The organism is Siminovitchia fortis, assembly GCF_003605365.2.
GTDB classification, from domain to species: domain Bacteria; phylum Bacillota; class Bacilli; order Bacillales; family Bacillaceae_C; genus Siminovitchia; species Siminovitchia fortis.
The window spans coordinates 79,851-98,240 of the sequence record NZ_QYTU02000002.1 but is presented as its reverse complement, the minus strand read 5'-3'; the positions used below and the strand labels follow the sequence as shown (position 1 = coordinate 98,240).

The following is an 18,390-nucleotide window of genomic DNA, read 5'->3' as shown; positions in this document are numbered from 1 at the left end:
CGATCGGACAGCCGTTGCCTTTACTTTTTATCTTTCAGTGCCGCCTTTAATGCATCCGCCATGCTGTTTCCAAAACCTTCATCATTGGAATATTTTTTCAGAAGCTGGCGCTCTTCCCGCTTTGTGACTGTCTTTTTCCGGTTTTCAGCTTTTTCCACCAGATTGCACTTGCGGCATTGGAAATACATACCCGCTTTTCCCTTATGGATTTCCATTTTCTTGTGGCATTGCGGACAGCGGCGGTTGGAAAGCTTCGGGTCTTTCCTTTTTCGGAAATTGCACTCTCTGTTGGAACAAACAAGCATGCGCCCGTCCTTTCCTTTGATTTCCTTCATGAGAGAACTGCATTCAGGACATTTGGTACCCGTAATATTATGGGCTTTATACGATTTATCGCTTTGCTTGACTTCAGTTACAAGGCGTTTTGTCTGCTTTCGGATATTTTGTAAAAACTTCTCCGGATCCCCTTTTTGGCGGGCGATTGCCTCCAGTTCGGCTTCCCACTTGGCTGTCAATTCCGGAGACTTCAGCTCATCGTTCACAAGTTCAATAAGCTGCTTGCCTTTTGGCGTGGGGAACAGGCGGTTGTTTGAGCGGTCAATCACCTGTGAGCTTAGAAGCTTCTCGATAATATCAGCTCTTGTAGCAGGTGTTCCAAGTCCGTATTTCTCCATCCTCGCCAAGAGGTCGGATTCCGTAAATCTTGGCGGGGCTTCCGTCAGATGTTCCTGAAGCCGGCTGTTCTCGATTGTAAATGTTTGCCCCTGCTTTAAATGCTGGAGGGACTTCAGGTGCTTTTCTCCATCCTGCTGCCTTGTCAGCACCTTAAATCCTTCATCAATGACTGTCGTTTCCTTTGCCAGGAACGTTTCACCGCCAGACTCAATCGTCACACGAAGTGTTTCATATTTATAAGCCGGGTAAAAAAGTGCCAGGAAGCGTTTGGCGATCAAATCAAAGAGTTTTTTTTCATCCTGCGAAAGGTCGCTTAATCTTACCGGCTGTTCCGTTGGAATAATGGCATGGTGATCTGTAACTTTTTGGTTGTTGAAGACACGGGAGGCCAGCACCTTCACCTTCTGCTTCAATACAGGCTGCACATCATCTTTGTAGGCGGAGCGAAGGGCTTCAAGCCGGTCGGCCATCGTAGCTGCCAGGTCAGTGGTCAAATACCTTGAGTCCGTCCTGGGATACGTAACGATCTTATGATTTTCGTATAAACCTTGCAAAACGTTTGAAGTTTTTTTGGCTGAAAAACCGAACCGGCGGTTTGCGTCCCTTTGCAATTCAGTCAAATCATAAGGGAGGGGCTGCTGCTCCGATTTATCCTTGCGGTCGACCGCCTTCACAACCGCTTTCTGATTTTTCACTTTTGCAATAATGGCATTTGCCTTATCTTTTGAAAAAACTCTTTTTTCCCCTTGGTGTTCCCACTCGGCTTCAAGGCCGCCGGCTTGTATATGAACTGTCCAATATTCTTTCGGAACGAATGATTGTATTTCTTTTTCCTGCTTTATAATCATTCCGAGTGTCGGGGTCTGCACACGTCCCGCTGAAAGGGGATCGTCGAATTTCGTAGTCAAAGCCCTTGTTACATTCAAACCGATGAGCCAGTCGGCTTCAGCTCTGCAAACGGCTGAATCATATAAAGCATCGTATTGCTTCGCCGGCTTTAATTGCCGGAATCCTTCCTTGATTGCGCGGTCAGTGTAGGACGAGATCCAAAGGCGTTTCACCGGCTTTTTCCAGCGGACCTTTTTTATGATCCAACGGGCGACGAGTTCACCTTCACGTCCCGCATCAGTCGCGATGATCAGGTCTTTAATGTCTTTTCTTTTGGCAAGCTGTTCAATTCCTTTATATTGCGGAAAGGTTTGCCGGATCACTTTTAAGTCCATTTTTTCAGGAATAATCGGCAAATCTTCCAATTTCCACGTCTTATATTTTTGATCATAGTCTTCCGGCATCTTCAGTTCGATCAAATGTCCCAAAGCCCATGTAACGACATATTGCGGACCCTCGATGGAATATTTCTTTTTTTCCGTGCAGCCGAGAACCCGGGCCAGATCCCTTGCAACACTGGGCTTTTCTGCCAGTACTAATGATTTCAATTGCTTGACTCCCTTCTTGCTGCTTCTACTGTATATCATAACATAGCGGAATGTGTAAAAAACCAAAAATGATTGGCTGTATATGTCGCAAGCCCAAACATAAACTCCCAATTTGAATAGTTTATTGTGTAGGGATTTTTACTTATCCCCGATCAGGAGGTGAACGCTTATGTGGGGCGGATGTGGCTTCGGTTGTGGCTACGGCGGCTACGGCTACGGCGGAGGTTTTGGCTATGGCGGTGGCTTTGCGTTGATCGTCGTATTGTTCATTCTGTTAATCATTGTTGGTGCAGCTTGGTGGTAAAATCCACAATAGAAAAGAGCGGGATATACCGCTCTTTTTCCAATTGGATTATGTAACTTTAATTTGGATATTAGACGTTACTCACAAAAAAAGCCTGCAACTTTACCTATCCTTTTCATGTGGAGAAGGCAGGATAATGGTGAAAGTGGTCCATTTCTCATTGGAACTGCATAATAACTGCCCGTGGTGTTTTTCTATGATTTGTCTGGAAACATAAAGTCCCAGACCTGTACCGGATTTTTTGGTCGTTACAAATGGTTCAAAAATATCTTTGATCAAAGAATCAGGAATCTTCGGCCCGGTATTGGAAGTTTCGAGATAAATCGAGTTTCCTTTCTTGTATCCTTTTATATGTATGACGGACTCTGCATCAGCGGATGCCATGACTTCAATTGCATTAAAAATGATATTAATGATCACCTGGCGTACTTCTTCCTGGATTCCTTTTACATACAGGTCATTTTCCATTTCCTGGTGAAGGGAGACCCTCAATTCCAGCAGCCTGGGATACACGAAAGAAGCAACTTGTGCAACAAGTTCATTTAAGGAAAAAATGACTTCTTCCTGATTCACTTCCTGTTTTTTGGAAAGCATTAGAAACTGAGTGATCCGGAATTTAAGTTGATCCAGTTCTGAAGAGATGATATCCATGTATGGGAGATCGGGATACTCCGCACGCAGGAGCTGAACAAACCCTTGAACGGTTGTTAAGGGATTTCTGAATTCATGGACGAAGCTGGACGTCATTTGGCCAAGCAGCGTGAGACGGTCTTCATGGCTTGAGTGAATATACCGGTTATCCTGTTCATTCAATTGTTGTTTCAGCCTTCTATAATGCATGACAGAGTGATATGAAAAATGATCAAAAATATAGGATAAATGCATGAAAAATTTCTTTAAAATTTGCGGTTCTGATGGAAAATTACACACTTCTTCGCAAAGTATATTTTTTGCCATGTTCAGGTTATAAACTAAGAGTTCAATTTCCGAGTTTTCTCTTATTTTCGTTTGCGCTACTTTATGGGCACTTGCCTGTAAATAGGTTTGCAAGTCAACCTTAGGCAAAGAAAGTGCTTTCAAAGCAACCTCATATATGAACTTTCCCTTGTTGTCCAGCTTCTCTCTGTTGAGCTGGGTCAAATCGGGAGGCAGCATCGCTCTTTCTTTCCATTTTTCGAGGAAGCTTGATCTTTTTTGTTGAAGAAAAGATATAAGTTCGTCCGTAAGCTGGTTCATCCCCGTACTCACCTCCTCTCCATTATATCAGTTGAAGGGTAAAAAGACTCTTTTAAACATTAATTTTATGCAATTTATTTAAGAGCTTTATAGATATGTATGCAGCAATTTGTAGGATATGCCCAAATCGAACAAATTCTCCTAATCTTTTTAAGCCACTTTTTATATAAAATGAAAATAAAGCTGATAAAAACGTTATTGATATTATATAAAAAGCGGTGTATTTCAAGGCTTCCGACCTTGTTATTTCTGAAAAGTTGATAAAAAGTACCTATATACTTGTTTGAAAAGTCTATATATAATAAATATAATTCAGCAAATATCTACCCATTGTATTTGGTGTAAAATGACGATTTTTCCATCATTATAAATTATGGCAGGCCAAGCCTTGCAGACAGGGGTGGGTAGTATGAAAAATGAAGAGGAAAAAAACAAATCGAAAAATCCTGTAATCAGCAAATGTATGAATCATTTGGAAATCATTGGAGCAGATGATAAAACAAGGCAAATTGTGTATATGTATATGAAAACATTGGAAAATGAGCTGTCCAGGGTGAAAGAAAAAGAACTGGATCACTAATCCTTATACGATGCGCCCAAACAATCGGAATAAACCGGTTGTTTTTTTTTGTGTTTCCTTTATCTGTCAGGAGTCGTCCAGTCTGTACGCCGCTAAACGTCGCCTTCCACTTTTCTTGTTGTCCAGTTCCGGGCTCCAGCGACTAGCAGACTTCCTCCTCCTTCCTACGATAAGTCAACATCGGCTCGCCTGCGGCTTCGCCGTGTTTCCTTTATCTCGTCAGGAGTCGTCCAGTCTGTACGTCGCTAAACGTCGCCCTTCACTTTTCTTGTAGCTTTTTGATGAAAAAAACATTATATTATAATTGGTTTCCAAATGTGTATGGAGCCGGCGCAATTGAAAGCGAGGAAAAGGTATGGACCTGTTTTATAAAATAAAAGACAGTTTATGGAGGTTTTGGAAAAAAGCCCATCTGAATCAAATTTTATTGCTGATCGCTTCGTTGGTTATTTTGATCGGCCTGTCATATTTTGCCTATTTGGCTAGTGCTGCCAATGTCGAATCTTTGAAACAGGGATTGGCACAGGCAACCGTTATCTACGACAAAGATGGTGATGAAGCCAGTAAAATATCTGCCAACCGGATGGAAGGCGTCCCAATAGCGGAAGTCCCTGAAAATATGAAGAATGCCATAGTGGCCGTTGAGGACCACCGATTTTATAAACATAGGGGATTCGACCTTTACGGTATTTCCCGGGCGTTTTTTAAAAATCTGTTTGCTGGAAGAATCACGGCCGGAGGAAGTACGCTGACGCAGCAGTTGACCAAAAATGCCCTTCTTTCTCCAGAGCGGACATATAAACGGAAGCTGGAGGAAGTTTTTCTGGCAATCGAAATCGAAAAGAAGTTTACGAAAGATGAAATATTGGAAATGTATCTGAACCAAGCTTTTTTTGGAAGCGGCGGCTGGGGAGTCCAAAATGCATCCAAAAAATTTTTTGGCAAGGATGTAAGCCAAATTACACTCAGTGAAGCCGCGATGCTGGCGGGAATAGTGAACCGGCCATCAGCCCTCGATCCATATAAAAATTATGATGCGTCAGTTGAACGGCGGAATCTCGTATTAAGCCAAATGCTGAAATATGAAATGATAAGTGAGTCAGAATATCAGGAAGCTGTCAATGAGAAAATTGTACTAGAAGACAAAGGCGCGGATCCGCTGAAAGGAAAGTATCCTTATTATGTGGATGCCGTATTAAATGAGGCTATTAACCAGTACGGCCTGACACAGGAAGAAATATTGACCCGCGGTTATAAAATTTACACTGAGATGGATCAAAATGTTCAGGCGGGTTTGGAAAAAGTATATCAAAACAACTATCTTTTTCCTGTAAGTTCAGACGGAACACTTGCCCAGAGCGGGGCGATCATGCTTGATCCAAAAACGGGAGGCATCCGGGGGCTTGTCGGCGGAAGGGGAGAGCATACTTTCCGCGCTTATAACAGGGCGACACAGCTGAAGGCACAGCCGGGTTCGGCCATTAAGCCCCTTGTTGTTTACACTCCGGCACTTGAAGAAGGCTATACGGCCCATTCCACTTTAAAAGACGAGGAAGGAATGACATTTTCAGGCTATACACCAAAGAATTTCAACGGGCAATATGCGGGTGAAGTGCCTTTATATACTGCTGTTGAGCAATCATTGAATGTTCCGGCTGTCTGGCTTTTGAATGAAATTGGCCTTGATAAAGGGGTCGCAGCCGCCAAGAAATTCGGACTTACCATCCAAAAGGAAGATGAAAACCTAAGCCTGGCATTGGGTGGAACGAAAACGGGATATTCACCCCAGCAAATGGCGGAAGCCTATTCCGTTTTTGCAAATGGCGGGAAAAGGGCAAAAAGCCATATCATCACAAAAATTGTCGGTCCCACAGGGAATGTGGAAGGTGAATTCAAACCGAAAACCACCCGGGTGACAAGCAGTAAAACGGCTGAAAAAATGACGGCCATTCTCCTGAACGTGGTGGAGACCGGAACAGGGAGAAACGCGAAACTTGATGGCTACGATATTGCCGGAAAAACCGGGTCAACACAGCTTCCATATCCGGAAATACCGGATGGAACGAAGGATCAATGGTTTGTCGGCTATACGCCAAACCTTGTGGGGGCTGTTTGGCTTGGCTATGACAGGACCGACAGAGACCATTATTTAAAAGGCTCCAGCAGTGATACAGTCGTCCCCATTTTCCGCTCAATGATGGAACAGACACTTCCGCATGTTGAAAAAGATAAATTTGAAACGCCATCCATCAATAAACGGCTTGAGGAAGAGCGAAAAAAAGAAGAGAATTCTCTCAAAGAACAAATGAAAAATTTTGATGACAAAATGATGGATGAAGCAAAAAAATGGAAAGAAAAATTGGAAAAAGGAAAAGGAAATTTGAATAAGTTTGAAGAAAAATTAAAGGAAACGTATAGGCGGTTCCAAAATGATTAAGCAGGTTTTTTCATCATTTCCGGCAGGGTAGATGAAATTTTTGCCGATATATGAGAGAATACCTATGGTTAAAACTTAGAGGAGGCATGTAAGAATGGAATTCCGCATCGAACGGGATACAATTGGTGAAATTAAGGTGCCTGCAGATAAATACTGGGGCGCACAAACTCAACGGAGCAAGCAGAATTTTAAAATTGGAAATGAAAAAATGCCTTTGGAAGTCATCAAGGCTTTTGCCCAGTTAAAAAAAGCTGCTGCACTTACAAATAATGTATTCGGAAAGTTATCAGATGCCAAAAAGGAAGCGATCGTCAAAGCATGCGATGAAGTGCTTGAGGGCAAGTTTGACGACCACTTTCCGCTTGTTGTCTGGCAGACAGGAAGCGGCACTCAGTCCAACATGAACGTGAATGAAGTGATTGCCCGCAGAGCAAATGAATTATTAAATGTGGGTTCTGAAGAGAAGATTCATCCGAATGATGATATCAATATGTCGCAAAGCTCCAACGATACATTCCCGACAGCAATGCATATTGCTGCATACCATGCCATTTACCATGATTTGATTCCTGCCTTGGACCAGTTGAAACAAACGCTTCTTGAAAAAGAAAAAGCGTATATGGATATCATTAAAATTGGCCGCACGCATTTGCAGGATGCCACTCCGCTTACGCTTGGACAGGAAATCAGCGGCTGGAGGGCAATGGTTGAAAAAAGTGAAAGAATGATCAAAGAAAGTGCCGAGCATCTCCTTAATCTGGCTATTGGCGGAACGGCTGTGGGTACCGGCATCAATGCTGAACCGGATTTTGGCGACAAAGTGGCGGAACAGCTGAGCAGGCAAACCGGGTATTCTTTCAAATCATCGGATAATAAGTTCCATGCACTCACAAGCCATGACGAAATTGTTTTCGTTCACGGAGCATTGAAGGGACTTGCCGCCGATTTGACAAAAATAGCCAACGATGTTCGTTGGCTTGCAAGCGGCCCACGCAGCGGAATTGGAGAAATTTCGATTCCCGCCAATGAACCGGGAAGCTCCATCATGCCTGGAAAAGTGAATCCGACGCAAAGTGAGGCGCTCACAATGGTTGGCGTCCAAGTATTCGGAAACGATGCAGCCATCGGCTTTGCTGCAAGCCAGGGAAACTTTGAGCTTAACGTGTATAAACCAGTAATTATTTACAACTTCCTGCAGTCAGTCCATCTGCTTGCAGATTCAATGATCTCATTCAATGAAAAATGCTTGAAAGGCCTTGAGCCGAACGTTGAAGTAATCGAGGAAAATGTGAATCGGTCCCTTATGCTTGTTACAGCGTTGAATCCTCATATCGGGTATGAAAAAGCGGCCGAGATTGCCAAGCTTGCTTTCAAAGAGGGAACAACATTGAAAGAAGCGGCAATCAAAACAGGATATCTCACAGAAGAGCAATACGACGAATGGATCGATCCGAAAAAGATGGTAAATTTATAAAGAAAAAGTGGAGGCGCCGGAACTGGACAATAAGAGGTCCGGCCCCATATGAAAGGCCCCCGAATCAACGGGGGCCTTTTGCCATGTTTTATTTAGTTATTGTTGGGAGAATCCGCCAAGCTGTTGTTGTGCCATTGCTACCAGGCGCTTGGTAATTTCTCCACCGACAGAACCATTGGCGCGGGAGGTAGTGTCTGCACCAAGATTTACTCCAAACTCCTGGGCAATTTCAACCTTCATTTGGTCGATTGCCTGCTCGGCACCAGCAACTAAAATTTGGTTTGAGTTGTTGTTAGCCATGTTGTCATCTCCTTGCTGTTGTTATAAATTTGGCTGGGTTAGCCGGATTTGCACCGACACACATGCATGTGGCCTTCTTTTGGCTTAACCCATTGTTTGTACCATTTATTATGATTTTTCAAGGTGAAAATATACAGAAAGAGAAGAGGAACTTTTTACCTGAATGAAAAGCCGGGTGCCATACATGTATTCCCCGATTTCACAAAAGATATGTGATAAGAGGAGGACTGCTTATGAATTACTGCCGGTTATGCAACGGGATGCCAGCCGAGAATCGGGCCTGTTCCATATGTATGGGAGCACTGAAGGATCAAGGGAAAATATATGATTTTTATGGTGATTATTCCCCCTATATGGAAATTGACTTGAATAAATTGGTTGACGGGGATCCAAAGAGCACACAAAAGCCTGAATGTGTGCACATGTTCATTTGTGAAGCGTGTGGAACGCAACAGGAGCTGAAAATTTTTTATGGATCATAACGAAAGAAAGGGACCCGTTGTCGAGTCCCTTGGTTATTCCATACGATCCTGCGGCGGATCCTCTGGAAAAAAATCAGTGGATTGCTCTATGTTTGTTGAGTCTTCTCTCATAAAAACATAGCCTCCGGACATGCCTTCATTTTCCATCCGGTCTACATCCATGAAATATCTGTCCCGGCCTTCGTGGTCTGAATCAGGCAAAAATTGATCTTTCAGCTTTTTCTTCTTCAACGCTTTCAGCCTCCTTACGGATAGTTTCGGCTGCTGATACGTTTGGCCATGCATATAAAAAGTTGGTAAAAGATTAACGCTGCTGATCGTATACATGAAACAGCATTAAATCGTGCACCTGCTTTTTCAGGGCATTCTCATGTTCCCTGTCCGGCTTTCCGGATGTCCATACAATTGTTCCATCTTGTTGATAGCTGCCTTCTATTCTTTTTCCGGAGAAATAAAAGGAAAATGCCCACCCGGGAATTCGTTCATCTTTATAAAGCGGCTTGTATTGGAAGTGCTGCAGCATGCGGGTCACCTCGGTTTTTAGAACTATTTTACCAATCAATCAGATGAGAAGCTATGATTATCCCTCCCAAAGCAGTTGAGGAGAATGGATTGTTTTTTCCGTCAAATGAACTGCGAATGCAAGGGCCAGCTTGCTGGTCAATGTATCGGATTCTTTGAGGCCGGGATGGGAAAATATTTGCCTGCCTGGTTTTGAGTTGGCCTCGAACATCCAAATCTTTCCGTTACGGTCAATTCCAAGATCAAAGCCGATTTCCCCAACAATTCCTCCGATGTTGTCTTCAATGGCAGCAGCGAGATCCAATGCGGCTTTATGGAGCTTATTCCGAAAAGTTTCCCTCTCCTCTTCTTCCGGAAAAACTTCTTCAAGGGAACGCACTACGCCGCCAAACCTGGTATGTGTTGTCGGGCTTCCTTCCCCGGCTATTTTAGCGGCAATCGCACTGACTTTCCAATGCCCGTTTTCATCTTTGTTGACATGGACACGAAAGTCCATCGGCTTTTTGTCGATTCGGCGCAGGCGGATACCCTGCTGGACAATCAATTTCTCTGATTCCTTGCCTTTGTACATGTGATTGATCAGGCTTTCAATGGAATCATATTTATACAGTCGGCTTTTTTCATCAAAAAATCGGCAATAGTAATCACCTTTTTCCGGATCATAAAGCACTTGCCGAATCCTCTCGCCGTTACTGCCGTCCGCCTGTTTCAAATATACGTGCCCGTAAGTGGCAACCATCCGTTCAATATCTGAAAAAGACCTGAATGGATGTGTTTCAGGCAAATAATGTTCGGCACGCGAATCATTGTATAATCGCTCATGAAGCTCCAGCTTGTTGAAAAAACCTGGATTGTACCAAGGGATTAAATAGTCATTTTCCATTTTTTCTTTCACTTTTTTAAATGAAGGCCGGCTTTCACTTAAGCGGTTTGGCAGCCGATCATATACGACATTTGGAAAGGGAACAATCCTTCTTTTCCAGCTATGTTCGTGATAGAAAAATCCATTAATGACACCTTTTTCCCAATCAATATGTTTTTCGCCGAATAAGAAAGGAACCGCCCCGACGGATGCCTGCAGTGACATTTGCTTGGCGAAGTTTTTTGTCCTTTCACCAACCGGCAATAATTGAAATGGAGTAAAACCCGATGTAAAAATGCCTACAAGTGGACCGAGATAGAACGTTTCATCATCATCGAAGAGGCAGAGTGATGAAACGAATTCAGGGATTCCCAAAATTTTAGCTAAACTTGAACTGATGGAAATGACATTTCTTCCATTTGGATGCCGGCTGCATTCAGCTTCCGCAGCATTGGAACCAAATGAGGTGAATCGATGTTCTCCTTTAGGCTTAAATTCCCGCGGATAATACAGTCTTATCTCGTTGCTGTCGAAAATCTCGCATTTATACCGAACCCTCATATAAAGGCCCTCCTTTAAAGGTGTCCATATTTGCCCTTGTGCACCATTATTATTTATAATCAGTTCAGACCGTACAATTGGCAAAAAAGGCCAAACAACGGAACTGGGCGCATTCCCCATATCGTATGAACGAGAAGATGTCCATGTTCTTAAACGGTTATAAGGAGAGGAAATACATGTCAAGCTGGTATACAGTCATACCATTCATGGTCATTATCGGAGCCGTAATAGGGGGGTTCACCAACTTTTTGGCGATCCGGATGCTGTTTCGCCCGTATCGAACGCTTTATATCGGAAAATGGCGGTTACCGTTTACGCCAGGCCTGATTCCGAAGCGGCAGGGTGAATTGGCTGCCCAAATTGGAAAACTCGTTGTAGGCTATCTGGTAACCCCTGAAAGCATTTATAAAAAACTGACGGATGAGGCATTCAAGCGTGAGACAGAGGAATGGATCAACGCCAAATTGAACAGCTGGCTGGAAAAAGGGATGACCCCGGAAGAAATATTGAACCAATTTGGAATAAATAACCCTTTGGAGAAAATGGATTCAGCCATTGATCGAACGATTGAAAAAAAATATGACTCACTTAAGAAAAAATATCTGGATGAGCCGGTTCGGAACATTTTTCCCGGCCAGCTTACAGAAACGATACACAGTAAAATTCCGGAACTGGCTGACCACATCATTCAAAAAGGTACAGATTACTTTTCCAGCGAAGAAGGAAAAGAAAAAATTAGAGTCATGATCGAGAATTTTTTAAAAAACAGGGGAAAGCTTTGGAATTTGGTCCAGATGTTTATAGGAGAAGATCAGCTGGCGGATAAGGTGCAGCCGGAAATAATGAGATTCTTCCATAATCAAGGGACAAGAGATCTCCTTATATCCATATTGGAGGAGGAAGCAAGAAAGCTGGAACAAAGAAAGCTTGGAGAGTTTTATTCCGGTGTCAATGAGGAAAAGGTTTTGCGATTTTTAAAAGAAGGGGCTTCCGATCTTTTTCCATTGGAAGGGTATTTGCGAAAACCGATTAAAGATCTGATTGAACCCTTTAGACCCAAACTGTTGGATACGGTTGTTCCCCGCCTGCTTGCAGCCGCAGGCGACTATTTGACCAGACAATCGGGTGAAATCCTTGAACGATTCCAGGTGGAGGATATTGTCAGGAAGGAGATTGAGTCATTTTCCCTTGAACGCCTGGAAGAACTGGTCATAGCCGTTGCCAAAAAAGAGCTCGTAATGATCACCTATCTGGGTGCCCTGCTTGGGGGCTTGATCGGAGTGATTCAAGGAATCATTGTAATGATCACTTCATAATATGTTACACTTGGGTGAGGAGGGATGAAAATGAACACAAACCTGTATGATTTTGCGTACGACCTTGAAAAAGCGATGCGAAACAGTAACGAATTCAAGCATTTGAAAGAGATGTATAGATCTGTTACCGATGACAATGAAGCAAACAGAATGTTTGGCGAGTTCCGCGATATCCAGATGCAGCTCCAGCAAAAGCAGCTGGAAGGCCGCGATATTTCCGAAGAGGAGGTCATGCATGCCCAGGAAATAGCCAACAGGGTGCAGCAAAATGAGAAAGTGACAAGGCTCATGGAAGCCGAGCAGCAAATGAGCATGACCATTACCGAACTAAATAAAATTATCATGAAGCCGCTGGATGAGTTATACAGCTCTATGTCTTAAGATGGCTCCTCTTTGAGGGGCTTTTTTTGATGGAATTTCTTTTGTTATTCCCATATAAACGGGCGTATGCCTCCCGAAGGAGCGTCCAAATCGGAAACACGGTAGGCATAGGGTGCCAATGCCTCCCGAACTAATGACACTACCCAATTATTAGTCCTTAAAGCTGGTGCAACCACCTTTTCTGTGTTCTATCTTGCAGGCGTGTCTCGTATAAATAAGAAGAGGCAGAGACCAGCGCAAAGGGGGAGCATCATGACCTATAAAATGCTTGTTTCGAATATTGATGGAACATTGCTTCAAGACAACGGCCGTATTCATAAGCAAACCCGGGAAGCGATTGAGTTCGCTCTCCAAAAAGGGATCCACATAATTTTGGCAACAACAAGGAATTTTCCTGCAGCCAAACGAACGGCAAAGTCTTTGAAGCTGAAGGACTATATTATTGCCCATCACGGAGCTTTTATCGCGAAAGATATAAACAAACCTATTTACGTCCACAAAGTGCATGAGCAGGTAGCAAGTGAAATTACAGCGTTTCTTGAATCTTTTCCATGCAAGATCCGGCTTGTCAATGAAAAATTTTTAATCGGCAATAAAACCAAACTTCCAACCAATATGATGGCAAGGGTCGTTTTCCAATCGGCCAACCGTTTTGTGTACCAGGAACGGTATGTTGACTCCATCAGTGAAAAGCTGCTGGATCAGCCGATTTCGCCGTCCAACTTCGAAGTTGAATTTTTTGATGAAAAAGAAATGGCCGATGCTATGATGGCGATTAAAGAAATGTACAATGAAGCTGTCTGTATTCCAATTGAACCTTTGAAAATGGCCATTGTTCCGGCAGGGGTCTCCAAGCTGGACGGTGTAAAATTTGTGTGCAGCCAATATGGCATTAAAAAGCATGAAGTGGTTTCAATAGGTTCCGGTTTGGATGACCTTCCGCTCCTGCAATGGTCCGGACTTGGTGTGGCAATGGGAAATGCGCCCAAGGAAGTACATGATGCCGCCGATTGGATCACGAGGACAAATAATGATAATGGTGTGGCGTATATGGTCAAAGAACATTTCAGGAAACAATATCGTCCCGGCTTCCTGAATAATTTGAAAAGGGAGGATTTAACCGGTGAGGGGCTTAATAAACACTTTCTGATCGCGGAAAAAAATAAATCTGAATAAAACGTTTCGAAGACTGCCTTTTTTATCGGGGCAGTCTTCTTCCTTTCTCTTTTCATTTACCGATGAAACAGCACCAGTTTTCCTGCTGGGGACGAACAGCGATGTGTTCTGTTGAGCAGCCCTTTCTCGGATAGGATCGCTGTTCCTTTTTCTTTGGCTTCCCTGTCATCCGCAGCTTCAAAACCCTCGTCCAGCAATTTTTCACCTGTTGGTTCAAAAGCGGTAAGTTTATAAATTCCCATTGTTGAACCTCCTTTTCTTTTCATCTATTGTTACATATTTCTGATAAGGTGAAAAGTGAGATGAAAAGAGATATGGCAGTTATTACTATATTCAGGTATAATGATAGGAACGTATATTCGCTTGAGGTGATGGTTTTGGAGGAGATTCGTTTTATCCATACGGCAGACCTGCATTTGGACAGTCCTTTTCTCGGCTTGAGCCAATTGCCCGAGAAGCTGTTCAGCCGCTTGCAGGAAAGCACATTTTCCGCATTTGAACGGGTTGTGGATACGGCCATTGAAAAAGATGTCGATTTTGTGTTGCTCGCAGGTGACTTGTTTGACGGGGAGGACCGCAGCATCAAGGCACAGGCACGTTTGAGAAAGCAGCTGCAACGGCTTGCGGAAAACAATATTTTTGCTTTTATTACATATGGCAATCATGATCACATGGGCGGCGACTGGGTCAGGCTTGATATGCCGGAAAATGTGCATGTTTTTAGCGAAAAGCCCGAACCATTCCTTTTCACGGCTAAAAATGGGGTTACGATTCACGTTTATGGATTCAGTTATCCTAAGCGGCATGTATTGACAAGAAAAATAGATGAATATGAAAAAGTCCCTGGTGCAGATTTGCACATTGCCATGCTTCACGGAAGCGAAGAGGGACAATCAGGTGCCCATCAGCCATATGCGCCGTTTACCATCCGTGAGCTGCTTCGTAAAGGCATGGATTATTGGGCGCTTGGCCATATCCATAAACGAAGAATATTGCACGCGGATCCCTATATTGTTTATCCGGGCAATACGCAGGGACGGCACAGGAAGGAAGAAGGAGAAAAAGGATGTTATCTCGTCACGATGACAAAAGAGGGACAAACGGAGCTTGAATTCATTGAAACAGCGGATGTAAGGTGGGAAACACTCTGTATCGATTTGAAAGAAGCAACGGGAATGACAGAACTCTATACATCATGCACGGCAGCAATGGAATCTCTGGGGAACATGGGACAAAGTGTCCTTTGTCAAGTGATCATAGCAAGCCCGCAGCATCTTTCCCAAAAGGTGTTGAAAACAATAGAAAATGGGGAGTTCATTGAAATGCTTCAGGATGAGGCTTTTCTTGACGCTGACTTTGTTTGGCCTTATCGTGTGGAGCTTGGAGAGGACCCACTGGATGAACAAAAACTCATTTCTGATGACACTTTTTTGGCCGTGCTTGAAGAAGCGGCCAATGAGCTGGGACGTACAGATGAATTCGATCAAGCTGTCTCCGGCCTGTTTTCGCACACGTATGCAAGCAGATACCTTGATGGCTTGGACGAGCGGCAAAGAGAGCAGCTGCTGCATTCTGCAAAAAAACTGGTGATAAGACGACTGTCTGAAACAGACTAAAAAGGAGGGGGACCCCTTGAAATTGAAACAACTGCATATATACGGCTATGGCAGACTCCATGATTTCAAAGTGGACGACCTATCAGATCTGCAATTGTTTTATGGAGAAAACGAAGCGGGTAAATCTACCATCATGTCTTTTATCCACAGCATCCTTTTTGGATTCCCCACACTAAAGCAATCCGAATTGAGATATGAACCAAAAACCCATTCAACTTACGGCGGCAAACTCATTTTTGAAACGGAAAAGTTTGGCGAAGTGCTTATTGAGCGGGTGAAAGGAAAAGCGGCAGGCAATGTCACTGTCCTGCTCGACGATGGGCCTGCAGAAGCTTCTGATTTTCTCCCCAAGCTGCTGAACGGAACGGATAAAAAAATGTTCCGGAGCATATTCTCCTTCGATCTTCAAGATCTTCAGGAGATCGAGCGCCTTAAGGAGGAAGAAATCGGAAAATATTTAATTGCTGCGGGTTCCATCGGAACTGACGGCATTTTGAAGTCAGAACAGCAATTACAGAGGGAACTTCAAGAGCTTTTTAAGCCTGGGGGACGCAAGCCGCTGCTTAATGATTTGTTAAAGAATCTCCGCTTACAGGAGCAGCACCTCAAAAAGGCAAAGCATGAAAATGCCTTATACGAATCACTTTTGACTGAAGTGCGCGAGCTCGAAAGCAGGGTGGAAGCAGCAAAAGAGCTTCTAAAAGAAAAGAAAGCGGAGTTTGATGGTGTGAATGAGCTGCTGAAAAAATGGCCGCTCATAATGGAAAAAGGCCAAATCAAGAAACGTCTATTTGAACTGGAGCCTGTTGAATTTCCCGCGGACGGATTAAAAAGGCTGGAAAAATATAATGACCGGCTGCTTGAATTATCCAGTACACTGCAGACTTTGCGGCAAAGAATGAAATCCATTGAAAGCGAAATGGAGGAAAATGCCCTGAGGCAGGAAGTTGATCTGGATAAAGCGGAAATGTTTGTGAATGAATGGCCCAAACAGCAGCAAAGTTTGCGGGAATTGTCCGGTTTGGAGCATTCTATTGCCGAAGCGCGAAAACAGTATGATTCCTTTCTGGCTGAATTGCATTATCCGGCCGAAAAAGCCGGGAATATAAAAAATTTGAATTTGGGAATGGACATGAAAACCAGAATGAAAGAAACCCTTCAGCAATATATCAGATATGAAAGCCGGCTAAAGGATCTGGCAGACCGGCTTGAAGATGATAGAAAAGCGGTTATTGAACTTGAAAACAAATGCAAAGAAATAGAAGAGCAATTTGTGAGTGAAAGTACATTTAAAGAATGGAAAACACGTTTAGGGCATGAGTCAGCAGCAGGCATCGAAAGGGAAAAAAGCCAGCTTGAAAGAGAAATCGAGGAGCTGGGCAAAAGAAAAAAGCATGAGAAAGACAGACTGCAAAAAAAGAAACGGCAAGCCTTTATTTTCTCATCTGCATTTCTTTTTATCTTTCTGGGGGTATTCATTTGGAGTTTCATATCCAAACAATGGCCGTTGACTTTGGCCGCTATATCAGCAATGATTTTTGCCGGTTATTTTCTCGTCAGAAAAGCTGACGGAAACGCCATTGATTTTATAAATGAAACCCTTGACGACAAACGCCGGCGGCTGCAAAATTTGGATCAACAACTGAAAACGGCTGACGGTGATATACATATTGCATACCGGTATGAAGAGCAGCAGCGTCTCCGTGAAAAATGGAAAGAGGATTATGCACGGCTTGAGGAACAGAAGCAGAGGCTGGAAGAATCGGAGAATTCTTTTAAAAGATTAAGTGAAGTTGTTCAAACTAAGGAAAGTAAGCTGAACGAGATTAAGGCGGAGCTCGGGTTGGCCAAAGATTTTTTCCATCTGAAGATTGAGGATGCATTTTCCGTCCTTAAAAATCTTCAAGGGATAGAAAGCGGATTGAATGATGCTATGGAAAAAAGAGAGCTTCTCCAAAAAGAACAGGGGGCATGGGCCGATAACCTCTTTCAATTTCTGGGCAGCATAGGCGCGTCCATTCATGAGCCTTCACAGGCGGTATTCTTTTTGCAGGAGATGCTGAAAAAGGAACGCGAAAAGAAGATCGTCCTAAAAGAGCTTAAGAAGAAATTGTCCGAACTGAATGCAAATGTCCTTCAGCTTGAAAACGAGGAATCTGCCATCAGGTCGAACATGAAAAAGCTTTTTGAAAGTGCACATGTTGACAATGAAGAGGATTTCCATAAAATTGCCAAGCTTTCAGAGGAAAAGAACACCCTGCTGGCACGCTTGGATCTGCTGGAGGGGCAATTAGGGGAAGTAACCAGCCGATTCCAAACACGGGAAGAAATACAAAATGAAATCAATCACTTGAATGAAGTGATTGAAAAAGAGTCTTATCTTCTGGAAGAAGACAGGGATAGATTGGCATCCCTGAAACAGAAAATTTCTTTTCTCGAAGAAGGCGGCACCTATACCGAACAGCTGCATATCTTCCGGCAGATGCGGTCAACTTTCAATGAAGAAGCCCGGAAATGGGCTGAGCTGGCAGTTGCTTCAAGCCTGCTCGAAAAGGTCATGCAAACATACAAAGAAGGCCGTTTTCCGCAGGTGATCCAAAAGGCAGCCGAGTATTTTTCGTTCTTGACGGATCATGAATACAAGCAGCTTCATGTCAAGGCGGATGGAAGCCTGGCAGTTGAAAGGAAAGACCGGATTTTATTTGCTCCTGAAGAATTAAGCAAAGGGACCGGCGAGCAGCTCTATATCGCCATTCGCCTTGGGCTTGTTCATGTGTTGAAGAAAGAGTACCCATTTCCCGTCATTATCGATGACGGATTCGTCAACTTTGACGAAATGAGGACAAAGCGGATGCTTGAGCTGATACAAACAATCAGCTCTGACACGCAAGTGTTGCTTTTTACATGCCACCGTCATATTGCCGGACAGTTTTCTGAAGATCGGATTATCCAGATTCGGCAGAGGCTGCCCCAGGCCGCTTTGGCTGAATAAAGGGATTGGCGGATAGGGAGTATGTTATAATTTGTTTTGA

Annotated in this window: 17 protein-coding genes; 10 read left to right on the top strand and 7 right to left on the bottom strand. The window is 43.6% G+C overall.

Translation table 11 applies throughout. The features are described 5' to 3' along the window. Nucleotides 1–20 precede the first annotated feature (20 nt). Nucleotides 21–2,111, bottom strand: a complete 2,091-nt coding sequence (locus D4N35_RS02195) for a DNA topoisomerase III (protein WP_120069292.1) — start codon at nucleotides 2,109–2,111, stop codon at nucleotides 21–23. Nucleotides 2,112–2,280: 169 nt separating this feature from the next. Between D4N35_RS02195 and D4N35_RS02190 the strand changes: the two genes are divergently transcribed. Further along, a complete protein-coding gene (locus D4N35_RS02190) occupies nucleotides 2,281–2,415 on the top strand; it encodes a YjcZ family sporulation protein (protein ID WP_120069289.1) in 135 nt (44 codons plus the stop codon). Between the two features lie 102 nt (nucleotides 2,416–2,517). Here D4N35_RS02190 and D4N35_RS02185 read toward each other — a convergent pair whose 3' ends face one another. Next, nucleotides 2,518–3,651 (bottom strand): ATP-binding protein, encoded by a 1,134-nt coding sequence (locus tag D4N35_RS02185; protein WP_120069286.1) that lies wholly within the window; start codon nucleotides 3,649–3,651, stop codon nucleotides 2,518–2,520. A 409-nt stretch (nucleotides 3,652–4,060) separates the two neighbouring features. Here D4N35_RS02185 and D4N35_RS18020 point away from each other — a divergent pair, with 409 nt between their 5' ends. The 3 genes from D4N35_RS18020 (at nucleotide 4,061) to fumC (ending at nucleotide 8,142) form a co-directional block, all read left to right on the top strand. Continuing rightward, nucleotides 4,061–4,231, top strand: a complete 171-nt coding sequence (locus D4N35_RS18020; protein ID WP_164876264.1) for a hypothetical protein — start codon at nucleotides 4,061–4,063, stop codon at nucleotides 4,229–4,231. Between the two features lie 355 nt (nucleotides 4,232–4,586). Further along, on the top strand, nucleotides 4,587–6,668 hold the full coding sequence (locus tag D4N35_RS02180; protein ID WP_120069283.1) for a transglycosylase domain-containing protein: 2,082 nt from the start codon (nucleotides 4,587–4,589) through the stop codon (nucleotides 6,666–6,668). Nucleotides 6,669–6,762: 94 nt separating this feature from the next. Further along, nucleotides 6,763–8,142, top strand: a complete 1,380-nt coding sequence (fumC, locus tag D4N35_RS02175) for a class II fumarate hydratase (RefSeq protein ID WP_120069281.1) — start codon at nucleotides 6,763–6,765, stop codon at nucleotides 8,140–8,142. A gap of 96 nt (nucleotides 8,143–8,238) precedes the next feature. Here the strand turns inward: fumC and D4N35_RS02170 are convergent, their stop codons facing one another. Continuing rightward, nucleotides 8,239–8,442 carry an alpha/beta-type small acid-soluble spore protein gene (locus D4N35_RS02170; RefSeq protein WP_120069278.1) on the bottom strand — a complete coding sequence of 68 codons (204 nt, stop codon included), beginning with the start codon at nucleotides 8,440–8,442 and terminating at the stop codon, nucleotides 8,239–8,241. A gap of 233 nt (nucleotides 8,443–8,675) precedes the next feature. Between D4N35_RS02170 and D4N35_RS02165 the strand changes: the two genes are divergently transcribed. Beyond that, on the top strand, nucleotides 8,676–8,924 hold the full coding sequence (locus D4N35_RS02165; RefSeq protein WP_120069274.1) for a hypothetical protein: 249 nt from the start codon (nucleotides 8,676–8,678) through the stop codon (nucleotides 8,922–8,924). 33 nt (nucleotides 8,925–8,957) lie between these two features. Here D4N35_RS02165 and D4N35_RS02160 read toward each other — a convergent pair whose 3' ends face one another. The 3 genes from D4N35_RS02160 to D4N35_RS02150 form a co-directional block, all read right to left on the bottom strand. Next, a complete protein-coding gene (locus D4N35_RS02160; protein ID WP_120069271.1) occupies nucleotides 8,958–9,155 on the bottom strand; it encodes a hypothetical protein in 198 nt (65 codons plus the stop codon). A gap of 73 nt (nucleotides 9,156–9,228) precedes the next feature. Continuing rightward, on the bottom strand, nucleotides 9,229–9,447 hold the full coding sequence (locus D4N35_RS02155) for a YheE family protein (protein ID WP_120069268.1): 219 nt from the start codon (nucleotides 9,445–9,447) through the stop codon (nucleotides 9,229–9,231). Between the two features lie 57 nt (nucleotides 9,448–9,504). Next, nucleotides 9,505–10,869, bottom strand: a complete 1,365-nt coding sequence (locus D4N35_RS02150) for a YheC/YheD family endospore coat-associated protein (protein ID WP_120069265.1) — start codon at nucleotides 10,867–10,869, stop codon at nucleotides 9,505–9,507. 176 nt (nucleotides 10,870–11,045) lie between these two features. Here D4N35_RS02150 and D4N35_RS02145 point away from each other — a divergent pair, with 176 nt between their 5' ends. The 3 genes from D4N35_RS02145 (at nucleotide 11,046) to D4N35_RS02135 (ending at nucleotide 13,742) form a co-directional block, all read left to right on the top strand. Next, on the top strand, nucleotides 11,046–12,185 hold the full coding sequence (locus D4N35_RS02145; RefSeq protein WP_164876263.1) for a DUF445 domain-containing protein: 1,140 nt from the start codon (nucleotides 11,046–11,048) through the stop codon (nucleotides 12,183–12,185). Nucleotides 12,186–12,215: 30 nt separating this feature from the next. After that, nucleotides 12,216–12,566, top strand: coding sequence for a YlbF/YmcA family competence regulator (locus D4N35_RS02140; protein ID WP_120069259.1), 351 nt, complete (start codon nucleotides 12,216–12,218; stop codon nucleotides 12,564–12,566). Nucleotides 12,567–12,818: 252 nt separating this feature from the next. Further along, nucleotides 12,819–13,742 (top strand): Cof-type HAD-IIB family hydrolase, encoded by a 924-nt coding sequence (locus tag D4N35_RS02135; protein WP_120069254.1) that lies wholly within the window; start codon nucleotides 12,819–12,821, stop codon nucleotides 13,740–13,742. Nucleotides 13,743–13,798: 56 nt separating this feature from the next. On the opposite strand, the gene D4N35_RS02130 is transcribed toward D4N35_RS02135, so the two are convergent. Continuing rightward, the gene (locus tag D4N35_RS02130) at nucleotides 13,799–13,984 is read right to left on the bottom strand and encodes a YhzD family protein (protein ID WP_120069252.1); all 186 of its coding nucleotides are present in this window, start codon (nucleotides 13,982–13,984) and stop codon (nucleotides 13,799–13,801) included. A gap of 60 nt (nucleotides 13,985–14,044) precedes the next feature. Between D4N35_RS02130 and D4N35_RS02125 the strand changes: the two genes are divergently transcribed. Further along, on the top strand, nucleotides 14,045–15,358 hold the full coding sequence (locus D4N35_RS02125) for a metallophosphoesterase family protein (RefSeq protein WP_235870260.1): 1,314 nt from the start codon (nucleotides 14,045–14,047) through the stop codon (nucleotides 15,356–15,358). 16 nt (nucleotides 15,359–15,374) lie between these two features. Next, complete coding sequence (locus D4N35_RS02120; RefSeq protein ID WP_164876262.1) at nucleotides 15,375–18,350, top strand: ATP-binding protein; 2,976 nt, start codon at nucleotides 15,375–15,377, stop codon at nucleotides 18,348–18,350. The last annotated feature ends 40 nt before the right edge of the window (nucleotides 18,351–18,390 follow it).